General features: G+C 72.7%; 13 protein-coding genes and 1 pseudogene. 12 read left to right on the forward strand and 2 right to left on the reverse strand.

What is annotated here, in order from left to right; genetic code table 11:
• The first annotated feature begins 31 nt into the window (after nt 1-31).
• The 6 genes from rplU to DEH69_RS02350 all read left to right on the forward strand — a co-directional run bounded on the left by rplU (nt 32) and on the right by DEH69_RS02350 (nt 8,790).
• On the forward strand, nt 32-355 hold the full coding sequence (rplU, locus tag DEH69_RS02325) for a 50S ribosomal protein L21 (RefSeq protein WP_113685176.1): 324 nt from the start codon (nt 32-34) through the stop codon (nt 353-355).
• A gap of 14 nt (nt 356-369) precedes the next feature.
• The gene (gene rpmA / locus DEH69_RS02330) at nt 370-630 is read left to right on the forward strand and encodes a 50S ribosomal protein L27 (RefSeq protein ID WP_113685177.1); all 261 of its coding nucleotides are present in this window, start codon (nt 370-372) and stop codon (nt 628-630) included.
• A 116-nt stretch (nt 631-746) separates the two neighbouring features.
• Nucleotides 747-2,189: a GTPase ObgE gene (gene obgE / locus DEH69_RS02335; RefSeq protein WP_113685178.1), complete on the forward strand. Its 1,443-nt coding sequence runs from the start codon at nt 747-749 to the stop codon at nt 2,187-2,189.
• Nucleotides 2,190-2,376: 187 nt separating this feature from the next.
• Complete coding sequence (locus tag DEH69_RS02340; RefSeq protein ID WP_113685179.1) at nt 2,377-3,897, forward strand: bifunctional cytidylyltransferase/SDR family oxidoreductase; 1,521 nt, start codon at nt 2,377-2,379, stop codon at nt 3,895-3,897.
• A complete protein-coding gene (locus DEH69_RS02345; protein ID WP_258534380.1) occupies nt 3,894-5,999 on the forward strand; it encodes a hypothetical protein in 2,106 nt (701 codons plus the stop codon). The genes DEH69_RS02340 and DEH69_RS02345 overlap by 4 nt, the downstream gene beginning before the upstream one ends.
• 4 nt (nt 6,000-6,003) lie before the next feature.
• Nucleotides 6,004-8,790 (forward strand): CDP-glycerol glycerophosphotransferase family protein, encoded by a 2,787-nt coding sequence (locus tag DEH69_RS02350; RefSeq protein WP_309302750.1) that lies wholly within the window; start codon nt 6,004-6,006, stop codon nt 8,788-8,790.
• Nucleotides 8,791-8,803: 13 nt separating this feature from the next.
• Here the strand turns inward: DEH69_RS02350 and DEH69_RS02355 are convergent, their stop codons facing one another.
• Nucleotides 8,804-9,883: an acyltransferase family protein gene (locus tag DEH69_RS02355; RefSeq protein ID WP_113685180.1), complete on the reverse strand. Its 1,080-nt coding sequence runs from the start codon at nt 9,881-9,883 to the stop codon at nt 8,804-8,806.
• Between the two features lie 77 nt (nt 9,884-9,960).
• Between DEH69_RS02355 and DEH69_RS02360 the strand changes: the two are divergent.
• Nucleotides 9,961-10,585: pseudogene (locus DEH69_RS02360) on the forward strand (alpha/beta family hydrolase); the annotation flags it as partial.
• Nucleotides 10,586-10,662: 77 nt separating this feature from the next.
• On the opposite strand, the gene DEH69_RS02365 reads toward DEH69_RS02360, so the two are convergent.
• Nucleotides 10,663-12,771: a hypothetical protein gene (locus tag DEH69_RS02365; protein ID WP_113685181.1), complete on the reverse strand. Its 2,109-nt coding sequence runs from the start codon at nt 12,769-12,771 to the stop codon at nt 10,663-10,665.
• 204 nt (nt 12,772-12,975) lie between these two features.
• Between DEH69_RS02365 and proB the strand changes: the two genes are divergently transcribed.
• The 5 genes from proB to DEH69_RS02390 all read left to right on the forward strand — a co-directional run bounded on the left by proB (nt 12,976) and on the right by DEH69_RS02390 (nt 18,001).
• Nucleotides 12,976-14,118 (forward strand): glutamate 5-kinase, encoded by a 1,143-nt coding sequence (gene proB / locus DEH69_RS02370; RefSeq protein WP_113685182.1) that lies wholly within the window; start codon nt 12,976-12,978, stop codon nt 14,116-14,118.
• A 207-nt stretch (nt 14,119-14,325) separates the two neighbouring features.
• Entirely contained in the window at nt 14,326-14,715 is a 390-nt protein-coding gene (locus tag DEH69_RS02375; protein ID WP_258534382.1) for a hypothetical protein, read from the forward strand.
• 53 nt (nt 14,716-14,768) lie between these two features.
• Nucleotides 14,769-16,061 carry a glutamate-5-semialdehyde dehydrogenase gene (locus tag DEH69_RS02380; RefSeq protein ID WP_113685189.1) on the forward strand — a complete coding sequence of 431 codons (1,293 nt, stop codon included), beginning with the start codon at nt 14,769-14,771 and terminating at the stop codon, nt 16,059-16,061.
• Nucleotides 16,062-16,110: 49 nt separating this feature from the next.
• Nucleotides 16,111-16,818, forward strand: a complete 708-nt coding sequence (locus tag DEH69_RS02385) for a hypothetical protein (RefSeq protein WP_113685183.1) — start codon at nt 16,111-16,113, stop codon at nt 16,816-16,818.
• Between the two features lie 97 nt (nt 16,819-16,915).
• Entirely contained in the window at nt 16,916-18,001 is a 1,086-nt protein-coding gene (locus DEH69_RS02390; protein ID WP_113685184.1) for a hypothetical protein, read from the forward strand.
• Nucleotides 18,002-18,131: the final 130 nt, after the last annotated feature.

Consider the following 18,131-nt stretch of genomic DNA (forward strand, 5'->3'; position numbering starts at 1 on the left):
GGCCCCGTCAGCGAGTGAGGGAGAGTTCCGCGTGTACGCGATCGTGCGCACCGGCGGCCGTCAGCAGAAGGTGTCTGTCGGCGACGTCATCGAGGTCGACCGGCTGTCCAGTGAGGTCGGCGACACCGTCGAGCTCTCGGCCCTGCTCGTCGTGGACGGCGAGACCGTCACCAGCGACCCGTGGGTGCTGGCAGGGGTGAAGGTCCAGGCCGAGGTTCTCGACCACCACAAGGGCGACAAGATCCGCATCCAGAAGTTCAAGAACAAGACGGGCTACCGCAGGCGGATGGGCCACCGCCAGCTGCACACCCAGCTGAAGATCACCGACATCCCCGCCCCGGCCGCCTCGAAGTAAGGGACTGAGCACAGATGGCACACAAGAAGGGCGCCTCCTCCACCCGGAACGGCCGCGACTCCAACCCCCAGTACCTCGGCGTCAAGCGCTTCGGCGGCCAGCTGGTGAACGCCGGTGAGATCCTGGTCCGCCAGCGCGGCACCCACTTCCACCCCGGCAAGGGCGTGGGCCGTGGCGGCGACGACACGCTGTTCGCCCTGCGCCCCGGTCATGTGCAGTTCGGCACGTACCGGGACCGCAAGGTCGTGAACATCGTTCCGGTCGCCGCGGAGTAAGCGCGCGGCACTGCCGAGGGCGGACCGTCTTCCCGCGCCGGGAAGCCGGTCCGCCCTTCGCTTGTCCCCCCAAAAAAGACCCCCTCTCGAAGAACCCCAGTACAGGAGTGACCGTCATGACCACCTTTGTGGACCGCGTCGAGCTGCATGTCGTCGCGGGGAACGGCGGCCACGGCTGTGCCTCCGTGCACCGGGAGAAGTTCAAGCCGCTCGGCGGCCCCGACGGGGGCGACGGCGGGCGCGGCGGCGATGTCGTGCTGGTGGTGGACCCGGATGTGACGACGCTCATCGAGTACCACCACAGGCCGCACCGCAAGGCGACCAACGGCAAGCCGGGCGGCGGGGGCCACCGCACGGGCGCGCACGGCCAGGACCTGGTGCTTCCCGTGCCCGACGGCACGGTCGTGCTCGACGGGAACGGCGAGGTGCTGGCCGACCTGGTGGGCAGGGGCACGACGTTTGTCGCGGGCCAGGGCGGCAGGGGCGGGCTCGGGAACGCCGCGCTCGCCTCGCCGCGCCGCAAGGCCCCGGGGTTCGCGCTGCTCGGCGAGCCCGGCGAGGAGCGCGACATCGTCCTGGAGCTCAAGACGGTCGCCGATGTGGCGCTCGTCGGCTTCCCGAGCGCGGGCAAGTCGTCGTTGATCTCGGTGCTCTCCGCGGCCAAGCCCAAGATCGCGGACTACCCCTTCACCACCCTGGTGCCCAACCTCGGTGTGGTGACGGCCGGTTCGACGGTGTACACGGTGGCGGACGTGCCGGGGCTGATCGCGGGGGCGAGCGAGGGCCGGGGCCTCGGGCTGGAGTTCCTGCGGCATGTGGAGCGCTGCTCGGTGCTGGTGCACGTGCTGGACTGCGCGACGCTGGAGCCGGGCCGTGACCCGCTGACCGACCTGGACGTCATCGAGGCCGAGCTGGCGCGGTACGGCGGCCTCGACGACCGGCCGCGGCTTGTCGTGCTCAACAAGACGGATATTCCCGAGGGTCAGGATCTCGCGGATATCGTGCGCCCCGATCTCGAGGCGAGAGGGCTTGAGGTATTCGATGCCTCGGCGGTCTCGCGGAAGGGCCTTCGTGATCTTTCCTACGCGCTTGCCGCGCAGGTCGCGAAGGCGCGGGAGGCGAAGCCCGTCGAGGAGGCGACGCGCATTGTCATCAGGCCCAGGGCGATTGACGACTCGGGCTTCACGGTGACCGAGGAGGGCGAGGGATTCTTCCGGGTGCGCGGCGAGAAGCCGGAACGCTGGGTGCGGCAGACCGACTTCACCAATGACGAGGCCGTGGGCTATCTCGCGGACCGCCTCGCGCGGCTCGGCGTCGAGGACGAGCTACGCCGCGCCGGGGCGCGCGAGGGCGACGGGGTGGGGATCGGCGGCGACGACGACGCCGTGGTCTTCGACTTCGAGCCCTCGGTGAGCGGCGGCGCCGAGATGCTGGGCAGGCGTGGCGAGGATCACCGCCTGAACGCCGTGCGGCCCGCGGAGGAACGCCGCAGGGAACGGGAGGCGCGCCGCGGCGACCAGGCGCAGCGGGAATTCGAGGAATTCAGCCCTTTTGACTGAGATATGGGGGGAATGTGAGTGACATAAGGCCGCATCTGCCGACGTTGGAGGGCGCCGCACGGTAACGCGGCGCTGTCGCAAAGCGATAACGGAGGACAACCGTTCATCTGGTTTGGGGGTCAAGCTTCCACTGGGGTTAACCTTCTCCTCGCGTAGGCGACACTTCTGATACCCGGCTGGAGCTTCCTTGACCATCCATCCCCCAGGCCCGTCCCCACACACCACCGCGGTCGTGCTGGCCGGTGGAACGGGTCAGCGCGTAGGGCTCTCCATTCCGAAGCAGCTGATCAAGGTGGCGGGCAAGGCAGTCATCGAGCACACCCTCGCGATCTTCGAGGAGGCCGAGGAGATCGACGACGTCCTCGTGATGATGGCCCCCGGGTACACGGCCGAGGTGGAGAAGATCGTCGCCAAGGGCGGCCTCGGCAAGGTCACCCGGGTCGTGGAGGGCGGCTCGACGCGGAACGAGACGACGCGGCGCGCCATCGAGGTGCTTGGCGAGGGGCTCGCGGACGACGAGGACCGCAAGGTGCTGTTCCACGACGCCGTCCGCCCGCTGCTGTCGCGCCGCGTCATAGCGGACTGCGTGGCGGCGCTCGACCGCTACCGCGCGGTGGACGTCGCCATACCGTCGGCCGACACCATCATCGTCACGCGCACGCACGGCGAGGACGGCGAGTTCATCACCGATGTGCCGGACCGCTCGCGGCTGCGCCGGGGCCAGACCCCGCAGGCGTTCCGGCTCTCCACGATCCGCAGGGCCTACGAGGTGGCCGCCGACGACCCCAACTTCCAGGCGACGGACGACTGTTCCGTGGTGCTGAAGTACCTGCCCGACGTGCCGATCCATGTGGTGCCTGGCGACGAGTTCAACCTGAAGGTGACGCAGCCCGTCGACGTCTTCATCGCCGACAAGCTGTTCCAGCTCGCCTCGACGGCCGCGCCCGCGCAGTCCGCCGACGACGCCTACCGCGAGCGGCTGAAGGGCGCGACGGTCGTCGTCTTCGGCGGCTCCTACGGCATCGGCAAGGACATCGCCGACCTGGCCGAGCGCCATGGCGCGACGGTGTACGCGCTGGGCCGCTCCACCACGGGCACCCATGTGGAGAACCCGCGCGACATCGCCGACGCCCTCGCGCGCGCGTACGCGGAGACCGGGCGCGTGGACTATGTCGTGAACACCGCGGGAGTGCTGCGCATCGGGAAGCTGGCGGAGACGGATGACGCCGCGATCGAGGAGGCGCTCACCGTCAACTACCTGGCGCCGGTGCGGATCGCGCGCGCCGCCCACACCTACCTCGCCGAGTCGGGCGGCCAGCTGCTGCTGTACACCTCGAGCAGCTACACGCGGGGCCGCGCCGAGTACAGCCTCTACTCCTCCACCAAGGCCGCGATGGTCAACCTCACGCAGGCGCTCGCCGACGAGTGGGCCGCCGACGGCATCCGCGTCAACTGCGTCAACCCCGAGCGGACCGCGACCCCGATGCGCACGCGGGCGTTCGGCGACGAGCCCGCGGGCACGCTGCTGTCGTCCGAGGCCGTGGCGCGCACGTCGCTCGACGTCCTGCTCTCGCCCCTGACCGGGCATGTCATCGACGTCCGGCAGCAGGACCCGACGGCCGACGCCAGCCAGGCCGGGTCGTTCGAACGCGCGCTTGCCGCCGCGATCGCCGCGGGCGCGGCCGACTCCGCGGGGGAGGTGGCATGACGGGGGGGCTGCTGCACCGGCTCGCGGGGGTGGCCACCGGTGCCGAGCTCGTCGCTGCGCTGCTCATGGGGGTCAGCTATCCGCTGATGCTGCTTGGCGCGCTGCTGCCGTTGACGTGGCTGTTCATCGCCGCCGCCGCGCTGAGCTACGCGGGCGACCACTTCCTGCACCGCAGGGGCAGCTATCTGCTGGTGCGGATGGGCAAGGCGAGGCTCGGGCTCACGGTCCGCTTCCTGGTCAGGCAGCTGCTGCTCGTCCTGCTCCTCGCGCGCGAGGACTGGGCGGGGGAGCGGATGTTCTCCGCGGCCGTCGTGGGCTTCCTCGCGTTCTACGCGCTCCAGGCGCCGCACACCGCGCTGGTGATGGTGCTGCGCAGGCTGCGGCGGCTGCCCATCGGGACGCGCAACATCGACCTGTCCACGATGCCGGTGCCCGACGGGCCGCCGCGCTGGCTCACCCACCGGGCCGTCGAGAAGGTGCTGCACACCGAAGTCCCGGCGCAGGCGGGGCTTTTGGCCGCCGTGGCGACGGGCACCGCCGCGTTCGGCTACGCGGGCATCGCCGTCACGCTCGCGCTGGTGCTCGGCTATGTCGCGGTGCTGCTGCCGTTCCTGCGGGCCAGGCGGCTGCCGCCGTCGAAGGAGGCGGCGCTCGCGTGGTTCGACGCGTGGCTGCGGGATTACCGCCCCGTCGTCGCGCTGTACTTCTCGGGCTCCAAGGACTCCGCCTACCAGGTCAACATGTGGCTCGACACCATGGCCGGGCTCGATGTCCGCACCGTGGTCATCCTGCGGGAGCGGGCGATCCTCAGCAGGCTCGCCACCACGACCGTGCCGGTCATGTGCGTGCCGAGCGCGGTGGACCTGATGAACCTCGACCTGTCGATGCTGCGCGTCGGACTCTACCCCGCCAATGTCGGCAAGAACCTGCACCTGCTGCGCGTCCCGACCATGAAGCACGTCTTCATCGGGCACGGCGACAGCGACAAGGTCGCCAGCATCAACCCCTACGCCAAGGCGTACGACGAGGTGTGGACCGCGGGGCGGGCCGGGCGCGACCGCTTCATGCTGGCCGACGTGGGCGTGCGGGACGAGGACATCGTCGAGGTGGGCCGCCCCCAGCTGGCGTCCATCGAGACCGGCGCGGGCCCGCGCGAGGGGCGCATCCCCACCGTGCTCTACGCCCCCACGTGGGAGGGCTGGACGGACGAGCCGGGGAACACGTCGTTGATGCTCGCGGGCGAGAACATCATCCGCGGCCTGCTGGCCTCCGAGCGGCCCGTGCGCGTGCTGTACAAGCCGCACCCGTTCACCGGCTCGCGCGACCCCGAGGCCGCCGCCGCGCACCGGCGCATCGTGGAGATGATGGAGCGCGCGGCCGCCGAGCGCGCCGCCGATCCGCGCTGGCGCGAGGCCGCCGCCGCGAGCGAGGCCGAGCGCGAGCGCGCCGCCGCGACGCTGCGCGCGATGGCGGAGAGCGGCGCGTTCGGCCAGGCCACCGTGGCCGCGTGGGACGACGCGTCGGTCTCGCGCGACGCGCAGACCCCGGCGGCCCAGGCGGCCGAAGAGGAGCGCGCGCTCGTCGAGTGGAACAACGCCTACTGGCGCTCGCGCGGCTGGTGGGAGCACCGCGTCATCACGGGCCCGCAGCCGCTGCTCTTCGACTGCTTCAACGAGTCGGACGCCCTGGTCTCGGACATCTCGAGCGTCGTCTCGGACTTCATCGCCAGCGGCAAGCCCTATGCCGTCACCGACTCGGCCGGCCTGGGCGCCGAGGAGTTCATGCGCCAGAACACCGCGGTGCGCGCCGCCGTGATCCTCTCCAACGACGCCGACCGGCTCGGCGAGGTCATCGCCGCCGCGCACGCCCCGGGCGACCCGGAGCGCGACCCGCTCGCGGGCGCGCGCCGCGAGCTCAGGCAGTACCTCATCGGCCCCGACGAGCCGCCGTCCCAGGCGCGCTTCGCCGCGGCCGTCGCCGCCCTGGCCGCCAAGGCCGAGGCGCGCAACACCGCGCAGGGCGCCGACGAGGCGCCCTCCGCGCACACCGTCCCCGCGCCGGGCGACCCGGCGCGCCGCCCCGTCCCCGCTCAGGAAGGCTGACCCGGTGGCCCCCAAGAAACCGGCCAAGAAGCCGGAGGACTTCCTCCCCGCTGAGCTGCGGCGTTCGATGCACTGGCTCCCCGAGTCCTCCGCCGAGGAGCGCGAGGCGTTCTTCGACGAGGCGGGCGCGTTCCTCGCGACCGCCGACCCGCGCAAGCTCGCCAAGCTGCCGCCGCTCATGCGCGTCAAGTGGCAGCTCGCCCGCGAGCGGCGGCTCGACGACCTGCTGACCGTGCTCGCGCACGAACGCGAGTACCGCGCCTCGTCGTTCTCCGTCACCGGCAGGCTGCGCCCGCGCCTGGCGATCCCCGGGCTCGACAGCGGCTCGCTGCCCCCCGACGTGGTGCGGCTGCGCCAGGGCGAGCTGCCCGTGAAGGGCAAGGCCACCGAGGCGCGCTGGCAGGACGGCAAGCTCGTCGTCACCGGCTACGCCTATGTGCAGAACGTCCCTGCCGATGGCAGGGTGCGCCTGCCGCGCCTTGGCTGGCTGCGGCAGCAGGGCGCGCGCCGGCGCGTTCCCGTGCGGGTGCGCCCGCGCACCGATCTGCGCGCCACCCGCGACTCGGGGCAGGCACTGCACTCCTACGACGAGGCCGGGTTCGAGCTGACCGTCGACCCGGCGAAGCTGCGCACGTCGGGCCGCTGGCAGGCGGGCGTGTGGCAGCTGACGCTCGCGCTGCCCTCGCCAGGCGTCGTGCGCCTCGGCTCGCTCGACCGCACCGACATCGGCAGCGCGGGCCACTCCCAGGCCCGCGAACTGGCCGATGGCGTCAGGCTGGTCGCGGGCTTCTCCGACGAGCGCCTCCAGCTCACCATCGACACCCCGGCGGCCGAGATCGCCGGGCACGAGCGCGTGGGCGACGCGTTGCGCCTGCGGCTGCGCGTGCCCCCGGGGCCGAGCGGCAGGGCGCCGAAGCGGCTCCTGCTCGCGCACAAGGGCGGCGCGTTCACGGGCGCCTACGACGTCGTGGCGGAGGGGGCGGAGGGGGCGGAGGGGGAAGGGCTCGCGGCCGATGTCCCGTTCGCCGATCTGACGGTGGCGGGGGCGGCCGACGCGCCGACCCAGGACCTCATCGCCACGCTGGAGTTCGCGGAGGGCGAGCCCCGCAGGGCCACCGTGCGCGCGGGGTTCGCGCCCGGCCAGTACCCCGTGGCCGAGGGCCGCGAGATCGCCGTCACGACCGACGGGCCTGGGCTGCTCAAGCTGCACGACCGGGTGCGGCAGGCCGTGGTGGACGAGCTGCGCTGGACCGAGGCGGGCGAGCTCGAGCTGCGCGGCGCCTACACGGGCGACGCCAGCGGCCTCGAACTCGTCCTGCGGCACGGCAAGTACATGGAGGAGAAGACCCTCCCGTTCACCCGCGAGGACAACCGCTTCACGCTGGTGATCCCGCCGGACCGCATGGAGTCCTACGACGGCCCGCAGGAGCTGCGCGAGGGCCGCTGGTACCTGTCGTTCCGCCCCGAGGGCGAGGCCGACAGGGGCGGCGACGTGCCCGTCAAGATCCGCGGCGACCTCGTCGACACGCTGCCGCTGACCCACCAGGGCGCGCACCGCACGTACACCGTCGAACGCCGCTTCTTCGACCGGATCTTCCTCGCCGCTGGCTCGCCGCTGCGCGAGGAGGACCGCGGCAAGTACCGGCAGCGCAGGCTGCGCGAGCTGTATGTGCGCGACCGCGAGAAGCCGCTGCGCGACGTCGTCTTCTACAACTGCTACCACGGCCGCCAGTTCTCCGACTCGCCCCGCGCGATCTACGAGGAGCTGGTGCGCCGCGGCGCCGATGTCGAGCACGTGTGGGGGACCAGCGACCGGCAGGCCGTGGTGCCCGATGGCATGCGCACGGTGGAGTGGAAGAGCGCCGAGTGGCACGAGGCGCTGGCCACCAGCCGCTTCCTGGTCACCAACGTGATGATCTCGTCGTGGATCAAGCGGCGCGAGGACCAGCTGTTCGTCCAGACGTGGCACGGCACGCCGCTCAAGAAGATGGGCGCCGACCTGCTGGGCACGTCCAAGGCGAACCCCGCCTACATCGCGACGCTGCCCGGCCGCTTCGAGCAGTTCGCCTACCTGGTCTCGCCCAACGCGTTCACCACCCCGATCATGCGCAGCGCGTTCGGCTTCCCCAACGAGATCCTGGAGACCGGCTATCCGCGCAACGACGTCTTCTACCGCGAGGACCGCGAGGAGATCGCGGCGCGCGTGCGGAGGACGCTGCGGCTGCCCGAGGGCAAGAAGGTGCTGCTCTACACGCCGACCTGGCGCGACGACCAGCGCTTCGGCACGGGCAAGAAGTTCAAGCTCGACCTTCAGCTCGACCTGGCGGCGTTTGAGCGGGCGCTGGGCGACGAGTATGTGCTGCTGTTCCGCAAGCACCCCAAGATGCTCAACAACATCACGGGCGCGCGCGACGGCTTCGTGCGCGACGTGGCGGCGTACGCGGAGATCTCCGACCTCTATCTGGTCTCGGACGTGCTCATCACGGACTACTCGTCGTCGATGTTCGACTTCGCGCACACCGGGCGCCCGATGGTCTTCTTCACCTATGACCTGGAGCACTACCGGGACACGCTGCGCGGCTTCTACTTCGACTTCACCGGCACCTCGCCGGGGCCGCTGGTGAAGACGACCGAGGAGCTGATCGACGCGCTGCGGGACCTGGAGACGGTCGAGAAGGAGTACGCCGACCGCTACGCCGCGTTCGTCGAGAAGTTCTGCGAGCCCGCGGACGGCCGGGCGACGGCCCAGGTGGTGGACACGATGCTTCAGTGGGCCGACCGGCGCCGTTGAGGAGTGGGTGGGGTCACGGGCGGCGGAAGAACCAGGCCATCCGTGGCTCCATCACCGGGCCGAACGCCCGCCGCACCGGGGGCGTGCACAGCAGCGTCACGCCCACGGCCGCGACCGCCGAGGTGATCGCGAGCGACGAGGGCAGCTGCCGCACCACCTCGGGGTCGTACCAGCCCCACGCGCGGGCCCCCGAGATCAGGAAGCCGTGCAGCAGATAGCCGGAGATGGTGCCCGCGCCCAGCGCCGTGAACCAGGTGCGCCGCCCCGGCACCAGCGAGAAGAAGCACACGGTCAGCACCACCGCGCAGCCGAAGAGCGCCAGCGTCATCCCGACCCCGGCCCACCACGCCTCGCCCAGCTCCTGCGCGGACTCGCGGTGGTAGAGCCACTGGTACTCCATGCGCGGCGCGACCAGGTACGCCACCGCCGTCGCGCCCGCGAAGACCGGGAGCGCGAGCAGCCGCACCGCGCGCTGCCTGGCCATCCTGAAGTGCTCGGGCCGCAAGACCAGTCCAAGCACGAAGAACGGCAGGAACTGGAGCACGCGCTGGATCTGGAGGTCGTTGCCAAGCGAGGGCGAGGCGGAAGCGGCGGCCGCGATCGCGAGCGACAGGGGCAGCGGCCAGCGCACGGCCTGCCACAGCGGCACGGTCAGCCGCCACAGCAGCAGCGCAAGCAGGAACCACATGAGCCACTTCGGCTCGAACAGCGGCACATAGGTGTTCCGGTCGTCATCGAGCCAGCGCATCCAGAAGACATAGGCCACCTGGAAGACGGCATAGGGCACCGCGACCCCGGTCACCAGCCGCGCCACACGACGGGGACTGTGGTCGAAGCTCCGGGAGAAGTACCCCGCGATCACGATGAACGCGGGCATATGGAACGTGTACACCGTCATATACAGCGCCATGACGACGCGCGAGTCGGGGTGCAGCGGCTCCCACGCGTGGGCGACGGCGACCAGCACGATCGCCAGATACTTGGCGTTGTCGAAGAACGCGTCCCGCTCCGGCGCGCGCGCCCCCGCTCCGGCGCCCTCGTGGGCCTGAGGGGGAACGGACGCGCTCTCCTTCGTCTGCTGCGGGCCGCTCATCACACCAATGCACCTTAACGACAGGTGACGCCCAGGTGTCCCCCGGGGGTCGCGGAGGTTGGAGGAGACTTGTGCGCATGACGTGCACGCCGCACCCCACCCCCGTCGGGGACGCCCGCATCACCTGGCACCACGCCGCCGCCCCCGGCCCCGCGCCGTGGTCGCGCTCGGCCATGGCGCGGGCGGCGGGATCGAGGCCCCCGATCTGGCGGCCCTGGCCGCCGCGTTGCCCCCGCGCGGCTACACCGTCGCGCTGGTCGAGCAGCCCATGGGGGTACCTCCCAGGCCCCTAGGGCCTGGGGGAGTGTCAAGGGGAAACGCCTCGCGCCCCCGCCGCGCACCCTCGACGCGGCCTGGACCGCGCTGGCCCCCGCGCTCGCCGAGCCTGGCGTCCCCGTCGTCGTGGGCGGGCGCAGCGCCGGGGCGCGGGTCGCCTGCCGCACGGCGCGCACCACCGGCGCACACGCCGTTCTCGCGCTGGCGTTCCCCCTCCATCGTCCCCCAGGCCCTCGGGGGCCTGGAGGTACCCCCACCGGCAGGCCCGAGCGGTCCCGCGTGGCCGAGCTGCTGGGCTCCGGCGTTCCCACGCTGGTGGTCCAGGGGTCCCGCGACCTCTTCGGGCGGCCCGATGAGTTCCCCGATGGGACCGAGCTGGTCACGGTCCCGGACGCCGACCACGGCTTCGCCGTGCCCAAGAGCGCGGCCCAGGACCGCGAAACGGCGCTGGCGGCCGCGGCCGCCAGCGCCGTTTCGCTGGCTCGGGGGAGTCCTGGACCGGGTCAGCCCGTGATCCGGTGGCCCGAAGGTCGCGGTATCGGCAGCTCCACGCCGGAGTCGCCCGAGGCCAGCCGCGTCTGACGCGACCTGCGGGCATCCGCCTCGGCGGACAGCGCCCTGGTCGCCTCCGTGAACCGCGTCAGCGACGGCGGGTCGGACGGGCCAAGCAGATACGTCTGGAGCGCCACCCGCTCGTCGGCGAGCGTGTCCAGGTCGGGGTCGGCCACGGCCGCGAGCAGCGCGGGGATCTCCCGCGCCTCGGGCGTGATGATCGTGGCCGCCCTGACCGTCGGGTTGGCCGCGCGGAAGTCCGCCTCGGACAGCCCGCTGGTGTTGACCACCGCGTAGGGCTTGGTGCTCGCCAGGAAGTCGGCGGCCACGGACGAGACATCCGAGATCAGCAGGTCGGCCTGGTTGAAGCAGCTGTAGATGTCGGGCCGCGAGCCGGTCAGCACCAGGTGCGCGTCGCGCGGCTGCGCCGCCCAGAACGCCGCCCGCCACGCCTCCATGGCCGCCTCGACCGCCTCGGCCCGCCCGGGCTCGGGGGCCGACTGCCGCATCATCCGCTCCATCTCGTCCGCGCCAGGGCGGAAGACACGGGCCGTGAGCCGGTTCAACTCCTCGGTGCACCTCGCGAGTTCGGCGCGGGCCTCGGCGGATGCCGCCCCCTCGCCCCTGCCCCGCGCGGGCTCGGCCGCGACGGTGTCGGTGGCGGTGGGGGGCGTGGCGAGCGAGCCGCGTTCGGAACGCGCGCCCAGGCCAGCGCGGTCGGAGCGCTCCGCGCGCGCCGCCGTCCCGGCGTTCGCCTCCGCGATCAGCGTGCGGATCCGCGCGTCCGCCTCGCCCGCCCTGCGGTTGACCGAGCCCGTCATCGGGTGCGGCTTGTACAGCAGCCGCACACGCGGGTCGGCCAGCAGGGTCCTGACGATGTTCTCGCCCGCGAGCAGCACGGAGGTGTTCCCCGGGTCGTTCGTCCAGCCCTCCCACGTGGGGGCGTAGAGCACGGTCAGCGCGCGCCCCGGCTCTGGCCGCCCGGCCCATGGCCTGATCGGCGCGAGCTGCGGGCGGCCCACCTCCACGACGTCCCGGTCGTCCACGCCCACGTCGGCCACCGCGTACCGCTTGCGCGCCGCGGGCCCCGCGACCCACACCTGGTCGTAGACCTTGGCATACGGGTTGCAGCTTGAGAGCTTGTCGCTCTCGCCGTGGTTGGTGAACGCATGCTTGATCGTCGGGATGCGCAGCACCTGCGACGTCTTGGGCGCGTTGGCCGGGTGCAGCAGCATCTTGAGCGTGGAGCGCTCGAGCAGCATCAGGTGCGCCACCCTCGGCACGCAGATGACCGGCACGTCCGTGGCCGCGATCTGCTGCACCATGCCGCGCTCGCGCAGCACCACGAGCGGCCGCTCGGCCACGGCGGCCAGCGTGGAGAGCCACATGTTCGCCTGGTACGCGGTCCCCGAGCCGCCGGAGAAGTAGATGCCGACGTCGGGGCGGTAGGAGTCGAGCCAGCTCTGGAAGAACGCCAGCGTGCGCTCCTCGCCAGGCGACCGCTTCCCCGGCAGCAGCCACGTGGCCAGGTGGGCCACGCAGCCGCTGAGCAGCACGAGCGAGATCCCGACGCCGAGCAGCCCCCAGATCGCCCGGTCGGCCACCGCGGTGAGCAGCATCCCCAGCGTCGCGGGCACCTGGAGCAGCGGCATGCGGTGCGCGGGCCGCAGCAGCAGGCGCGGGGGGGCGGGGGTCAGGCCGAGGGCGGCGGTGTCGATGTTCCTGGTCACCACGGGCAGCGTGCGCGAACGCCGCACCACCACCGCGAGGGCCCGGCACACGAAGTGCGCGGCGTAGCACGCCAGGAGGCCGCCCACCATGAGCAGCCGCGCGACCGTGTCGATGCCCGAGAGGTGCGCGATGCCCAGCACGACGAGCAGGTCGCGCAGCAGCTGTCTGACGGCCTCGTCGAAGTGCAGCCTGCCGAGGGCGCCGATGATGCCGGGCTGCCAGCGGCGCAGCGTCAGGTCGAGGGCGAGGCCGAGGCCGGTGGCGATGAACAGTATGAGGGCGCTGGGGAGTTGGGCGCCGACGAACTGGAGGGTGAAGAGGCAGCCCATCGCGACGAGCGCGCTCCACTGGGCGCCGCGGCGGGACCACGGTCCTGCTGACACGGTCTGGCTCCGGTTGGGGGATGGAAGGTGTGGGGCGGGGGCGGCTTTCATGGCGGTGATATGAGCGAGCGACTCCCTCGCGCGGTGACATAGATTACGGAGGTAAGCCCGGCTCGGCCGGTGAGCGACGAAGGCGGAGGTAGTGCCACCGTGAGCGACACGGAAGCGGCCGCCCAGGCACCGGGGAGACCGGGAGTCTCCGATGCGCGCAGGGTCGTCGTCAAAATCGGCTCATCCTCACTGACCACCGCGGCAGGCGGGCTTGACGCCGACCGCGTGGACGCGCTCGTCGATGTGCTGGTGAAACAGGACGGGAGGCAGATCGTACTGGTTTCCTCGGGTGCGATCGCCGCAGGTCTCGCCCCGCTGGGCCTGCCGCGCCGCCCGGCCGACCTCGCGCGCCAGCAGGCCGCGGCCTCCGTCGGGCAGGGACTGCTCCTCGCGCGTTACACCGCGTCGTTCGCCCGTTACGGCCGGCGCGTCGGGCAGGTGCTGCTGACCTCGGACGACACCAGCCGCCGCGCGCACTACCGCAACGCCTACCGCACCCTTGACCAGCTCTTCGCCATGGGCGTCACCCCCGTGGTGAACGAGAACGACACCGTCGCCACCGACGAGATCCGCTTCGGCGACAACGACAGGCTCGCCGCGCTCGTCGCCCATCTCGTCCGCGCCGACCTGCTGGTGCTGCTCTCCGACGTCGACGCGCTCTACGACGGCGACCCGGCGAGGCCCGGCGCGCGCCGGATCTCCGAGGTCAGGGGACCGGGCGACCTGGTGGGCGTCGAGCTCGGCCGCGCCGGGCGGGCCGGGGTCGGCACGGGCGGCATGGCCACCAAGGTCGAGGCCGCGGCCATCGCGACCGGCGCGGGCATCCCCGTGGTCCTCTCCGCCGCGAGCGCCGCGGCGGACGCGCTCTCCGGCGCGCCCGTCGGCACCTACTTCGCGCCCACCGGGCGCAGGGCCGCGGGCCGCCTGCTGTGGCTCGCCCACGCCTCCACGCCGCGCGGCGCCGTGATCCTCGACGACGGCGCGGTGGCCGCCGTCACCGAGCGCGGCAGCTCGCTGCTGCCCGCCGGAATCACGGGCGTGGAAGGGGAGTTCACGGTGGGTGAGCCCATCGAGCTGCGCGATGCGGGGGGCCGGGTGATCGCCCGTGGCCTCGTCAACTTCGACGCGAGGGAAATCCCCCGGTTGATCGGGCGTTCCACGCACGAGCTGGCGCGCGATCTCGGCCCTGCATACGAAAGAGAAGTCGTACATCGCGATGACCTGGTTCTGTTGCGGGCATAGTCCCTTCGGCGAGTCCGTGTACCCGTGAGGGGGCCCGGGTCGGTGCCGGATCTGTGAAAGACCAGTCTTTCCACGGAAGGTCCGGGGAAACGGCCCCCCGCGTCAGCGCGGCCTGGTCCACTCGTGCGGGGTGCCCACCCCCACCACACTGCACCACTTCAGCACCATGTCAGTCAGCACCATGTCAGGAGGCTGCCGGTGAGACGACTGGCCAGCGTCGGGGAAGACGAGCGCTGGGAGAGGGCGCGGCGCGACGCTTCGCGCCTGTGGCACATCACGCTCAGCGTGGCCGGGGACGCGGCTCCGCTGACGGATGTCCGGCGCGGCCTCGAACGCCTCGCCCACGACCACCCCTTCCTGCTGACCAGCCGCTACGCGTGCGACCACGCCGAGATCCGCTACTGGGAAGAGGCCCGCGACCTGCACGACGCGGCGGCCGTCGCGCTGCGCCTGTGGGGCGAGCACCGGCGCACGGCGCAGCTGCCGCCCTGGGAGATCGTCGGCCTCGAGGTCATCGGGCGCGAGACGTACCACCAGCGGATCGCGGAGGGCTACGGCCCGCCCCCGGCAGTTCCGGTGGGGGTCCACCCCTTCTGAGCGTGGCGATATCCGGCGGTCCGGTGTCCGAGGACCCGACTATGCTGCACCGCATGAGCCGCGACCCCGAGCAGACCACCCCCGAGGCGGCCGACGTCATCGCCGCCGCCCGCCGCGCCAAGGCAGCGGCCGCCCTGCTGGCCCCGCTGCCGCGCACCGCGCGCGACGCGGCGCTCACGGCCGTGGCCGACGCGCTCACGGCCCGTTCCGCCGAGGTCGTCGAGGCCAACGCCGCGGACGTCGAGCGGGCCCGCGCCGCCGGGACGCCGGCGGCCATCGTGGACCGGCTCACCCTGACCCCCGAGCGGATCGCCGCCGTCGCGGCCGATGTGCGCGACGTGGTGGCGCTGCCCGACCCGGTGGGCGAGGTGGTCCGCGGCTCCACCCTGCCGAACGGCCTCGAGCTGCGGCAGGTCCGCGTCCCGCTCGGCGTGGTCGGCATCGTCTACGAGGCCAGGCCCAATGTCACCGTGGACGCCGCCGCCCTGTGCCTGAAGTCGGGCAACGCCGTGCTGCTGCGCGGCTCTTCCTCCGCGTACGCCTCCAACACCGCGCTCGTCGCCGTCCTGCGCGACGCCGTCGCGGGGGCGGGGCTGCCCGCCGACGCGGTGCAGCTGGTGCCGGGCGAGGGGCGCGCCTGCGTGCACGCCCTGATGCGCGCCCGCGGCCTGGTCGACGTGCTGATCCCGCGCGGCGGCGCCTCCCTGATCCGCACGGTGGTGACCGAGTCCACCGTCCCGGTCATCGAGACCGGCGTCGGGAACTGCCACGTGTACGTCGACGAGCTGGCCGACCTCGACATGGCCGTCGACATCCTGGTCAACTCCAAGGCCCAGCGCCCCAGCGTGTGCAACGCCGCCGAGACCGTCCTCGTGCACGCCGGGATCGCGGACCGCTTCCTGCCGCGCGCGCTGGCCGCGTTGACCGAGGCGGGGGTCACGGTGCACGGCGACGAGGCGTGGCAGAAGGCAGGGCAGGACGCGGGCACGCCCGTCGTCCCCGCGACCGAGGCCGACTGGGAGACCGAGTATCTGAGCTACGACATCGCGGCGGCCGTCGTGCCCTCGCTCGACGCGGCCGTCGAGCACATCCGCCGCTGGACCTCGGGCCACACCGAGGCGATCGTGACGCGCGACACGGCGGCGGCGCGGCGGTTCGTCGCGCGCATGGACTCCACGGCCGTGATGGTGAACGCCAGCACCCGCTTCACGGACGGCGGGCAGTTCGGCTTCGGCGCCGAGATCGGCATCTCCACGCAGAAGCTGCACGCCAGGGGCCCGATGGGCCTCCCCGAGCTCACCTCGACCACGTATGTGGTGACGGGGGACGGTCACACCCGGGGGTGAATTCCGGGCGACCCTCCCCTCACGGACACATTCGTCCTAGGCTGGATGCGTGCCGGACGATCTGGGGGGCCTGCCGTTCCGAGACGGCGAGGGCCCCGACAGCGAGGAACGGAGGGCCGCCGACGAGGCGTTCGCCTCCCTGGTCCTCGACGACGACTTTGTCGAAGCCGCGGAGATCCACGAGCCGACCGCCGCCGAGCGGATCCTGTTCGCCGCGATGGAGCGCGCGGAGTCCGAGGCGGTGGCCGAGTTCGGCCTGTACTACCGCGATCCGGACATCGACCCGGGTGGCGCCGACGGGCTCACCGGCTTCGAAGGACCCGACTCCCCCGACCCCTCCGACCTGTTCCGACCCGAGCGGGCCGACCCGTTCTCCGGCTTCGACGGCGAAGACCCGGACGGCGAAGACCCGGACGAGGAGGGCCGGTTCGACCGCTCCGACTACACGCGTTACACCACCGATGAGCCGGACGGCGGCGAAGGCGCGGGCCTGCCACCGGCGTTCGCCCCCGCCCCGCCTTCGCCCCCGCACGCCAGGAGCCGCCCGCCGCACTGGGGGACGCGCGGGCCGGGCTGGCGGCCCGCCCGCTGGCAGCGGCCCGTCGCCTGTGTGCTGGCCATGGTGATGGGGATCAGCGTGATCGCGTTCGCGCTGATAGCCGTGCAGCGCGCGGGCGCGGTCCAGTCCCGCGACCCGGGCCCCGGCGAGGACGAGCGGACGGTGGTCGAGCCGGACGGCGCCGAGGGCGGCTCATGACAACGGCGCCCCCCGGCGGCCGCCTCGGCGGGCCGCGTCGTGAATTGCCCCGCCGTGAGGGCTGTTGACACCTCGCCCGGCGACCTACGCTTGAAGGGTGGCCGGGCGAGCTGACCCTCCCGGGGGAGGTTCCGGGGGAGCCCCGGGAGCCGGGGACGAGGAGTACCGAGCGACCGTCTTCGACGAGTCGTTCGTCAGGGCTGCCCGCCTCCAGGAGTTCTCCGCGCGCCAGCGCCTCGAGGACCACACCACCGCCGTGCGCACCCGCCCGCCCGAGCCCGGTGGCCAGGGCGGCAGAACGGTGCCCAAGCAGGGCATAGCCCTGGCGCTCATCATCTTGATGGCCTTCGCCGCCGCCATCTACCTGGGCGCCAACAACCCCTACGACGTGGGCCGTTCCCTGGTCGCCGACCCCCCGTCCGCGCTGACCGTCGCGCTGGCGCCCGAGGGCGAGGTCCCCGGTGGCGACGACGTCGCGCGCCTCTACGCCCAGGGGCCGGCGGCCGGGTATGGCGCGGGCCCCGGCGGCGTCGACCTGCCCGACCCCGTGGCCACCGCGCACTTCTCCACCGAGCAGGTCCTCACCGCGCTGACCCTGGCCAAGGAGTATGTCGTCGCCAGCGCGCTGACGCCCGAGGTGCTGGCAGGGACGACGACCGTTCCGGTGCGCGAGCTCCTGGGCGCCGAGCAGCGCCAGCACTTCGACGAGGCGGTGGGCGGCCATGGCACGCTCTCCGTCGCGACCGACTGGCTGGTGCGCTTCGACCCCGACGAGGCCGTCCTCGCCGACCCGCAGGTGCGGGTGGAGGGCGGCTTCAGCATCACCGAGGTCGCCGACGACATCCTCCAGGTCCACGGCAGGCACGTCTTCGTGTACGCGCTGCGCCCGGCCGGGGTGCGGGCCGCGCCCGCCGCGCTGTTCACGGTGCAGCGGCAGGTGCGGCTCCAGTTCGGCGAGGAGGAGCTGCGCGACCGCTATGTCGTGGTGCGGCAGGTGGAGACCGCGGCGGGGCCGATGGACTGCGCCGTGGACCGCTCGGCGGTGCTCCACCCGCTGCTCGCGGGCGAGCGGGCCGACCACCCGGCGTCCGAGGGCGCCGACCCGTATGTCCTCGACGCCGAACGCGCCGCCCTGTGCGCCACGTTCGCGGCGGGCGACCCCAGGCCCGACCCCCCGGTCTAGGGCCTGTCTGACCATCCCCGGCGGGCTCGCGACGACTGGCATCCCTCCCCCAGAGTTCGTCCGGGGGGACTCCCGGGCTGCGTTGCCGCATCGCGCGAGTACCTCCCCCGGACTCCGTCCGGGAGGTGCC

The organism is Streptomyces sp. PT12, from assembly GCF_003311645.1.
Taxonomy (GTDB): Bacteria; Actinomycetota; Actinomycetes; order Streptomycetales; family Streptomycetaceae; genus Streptomyces.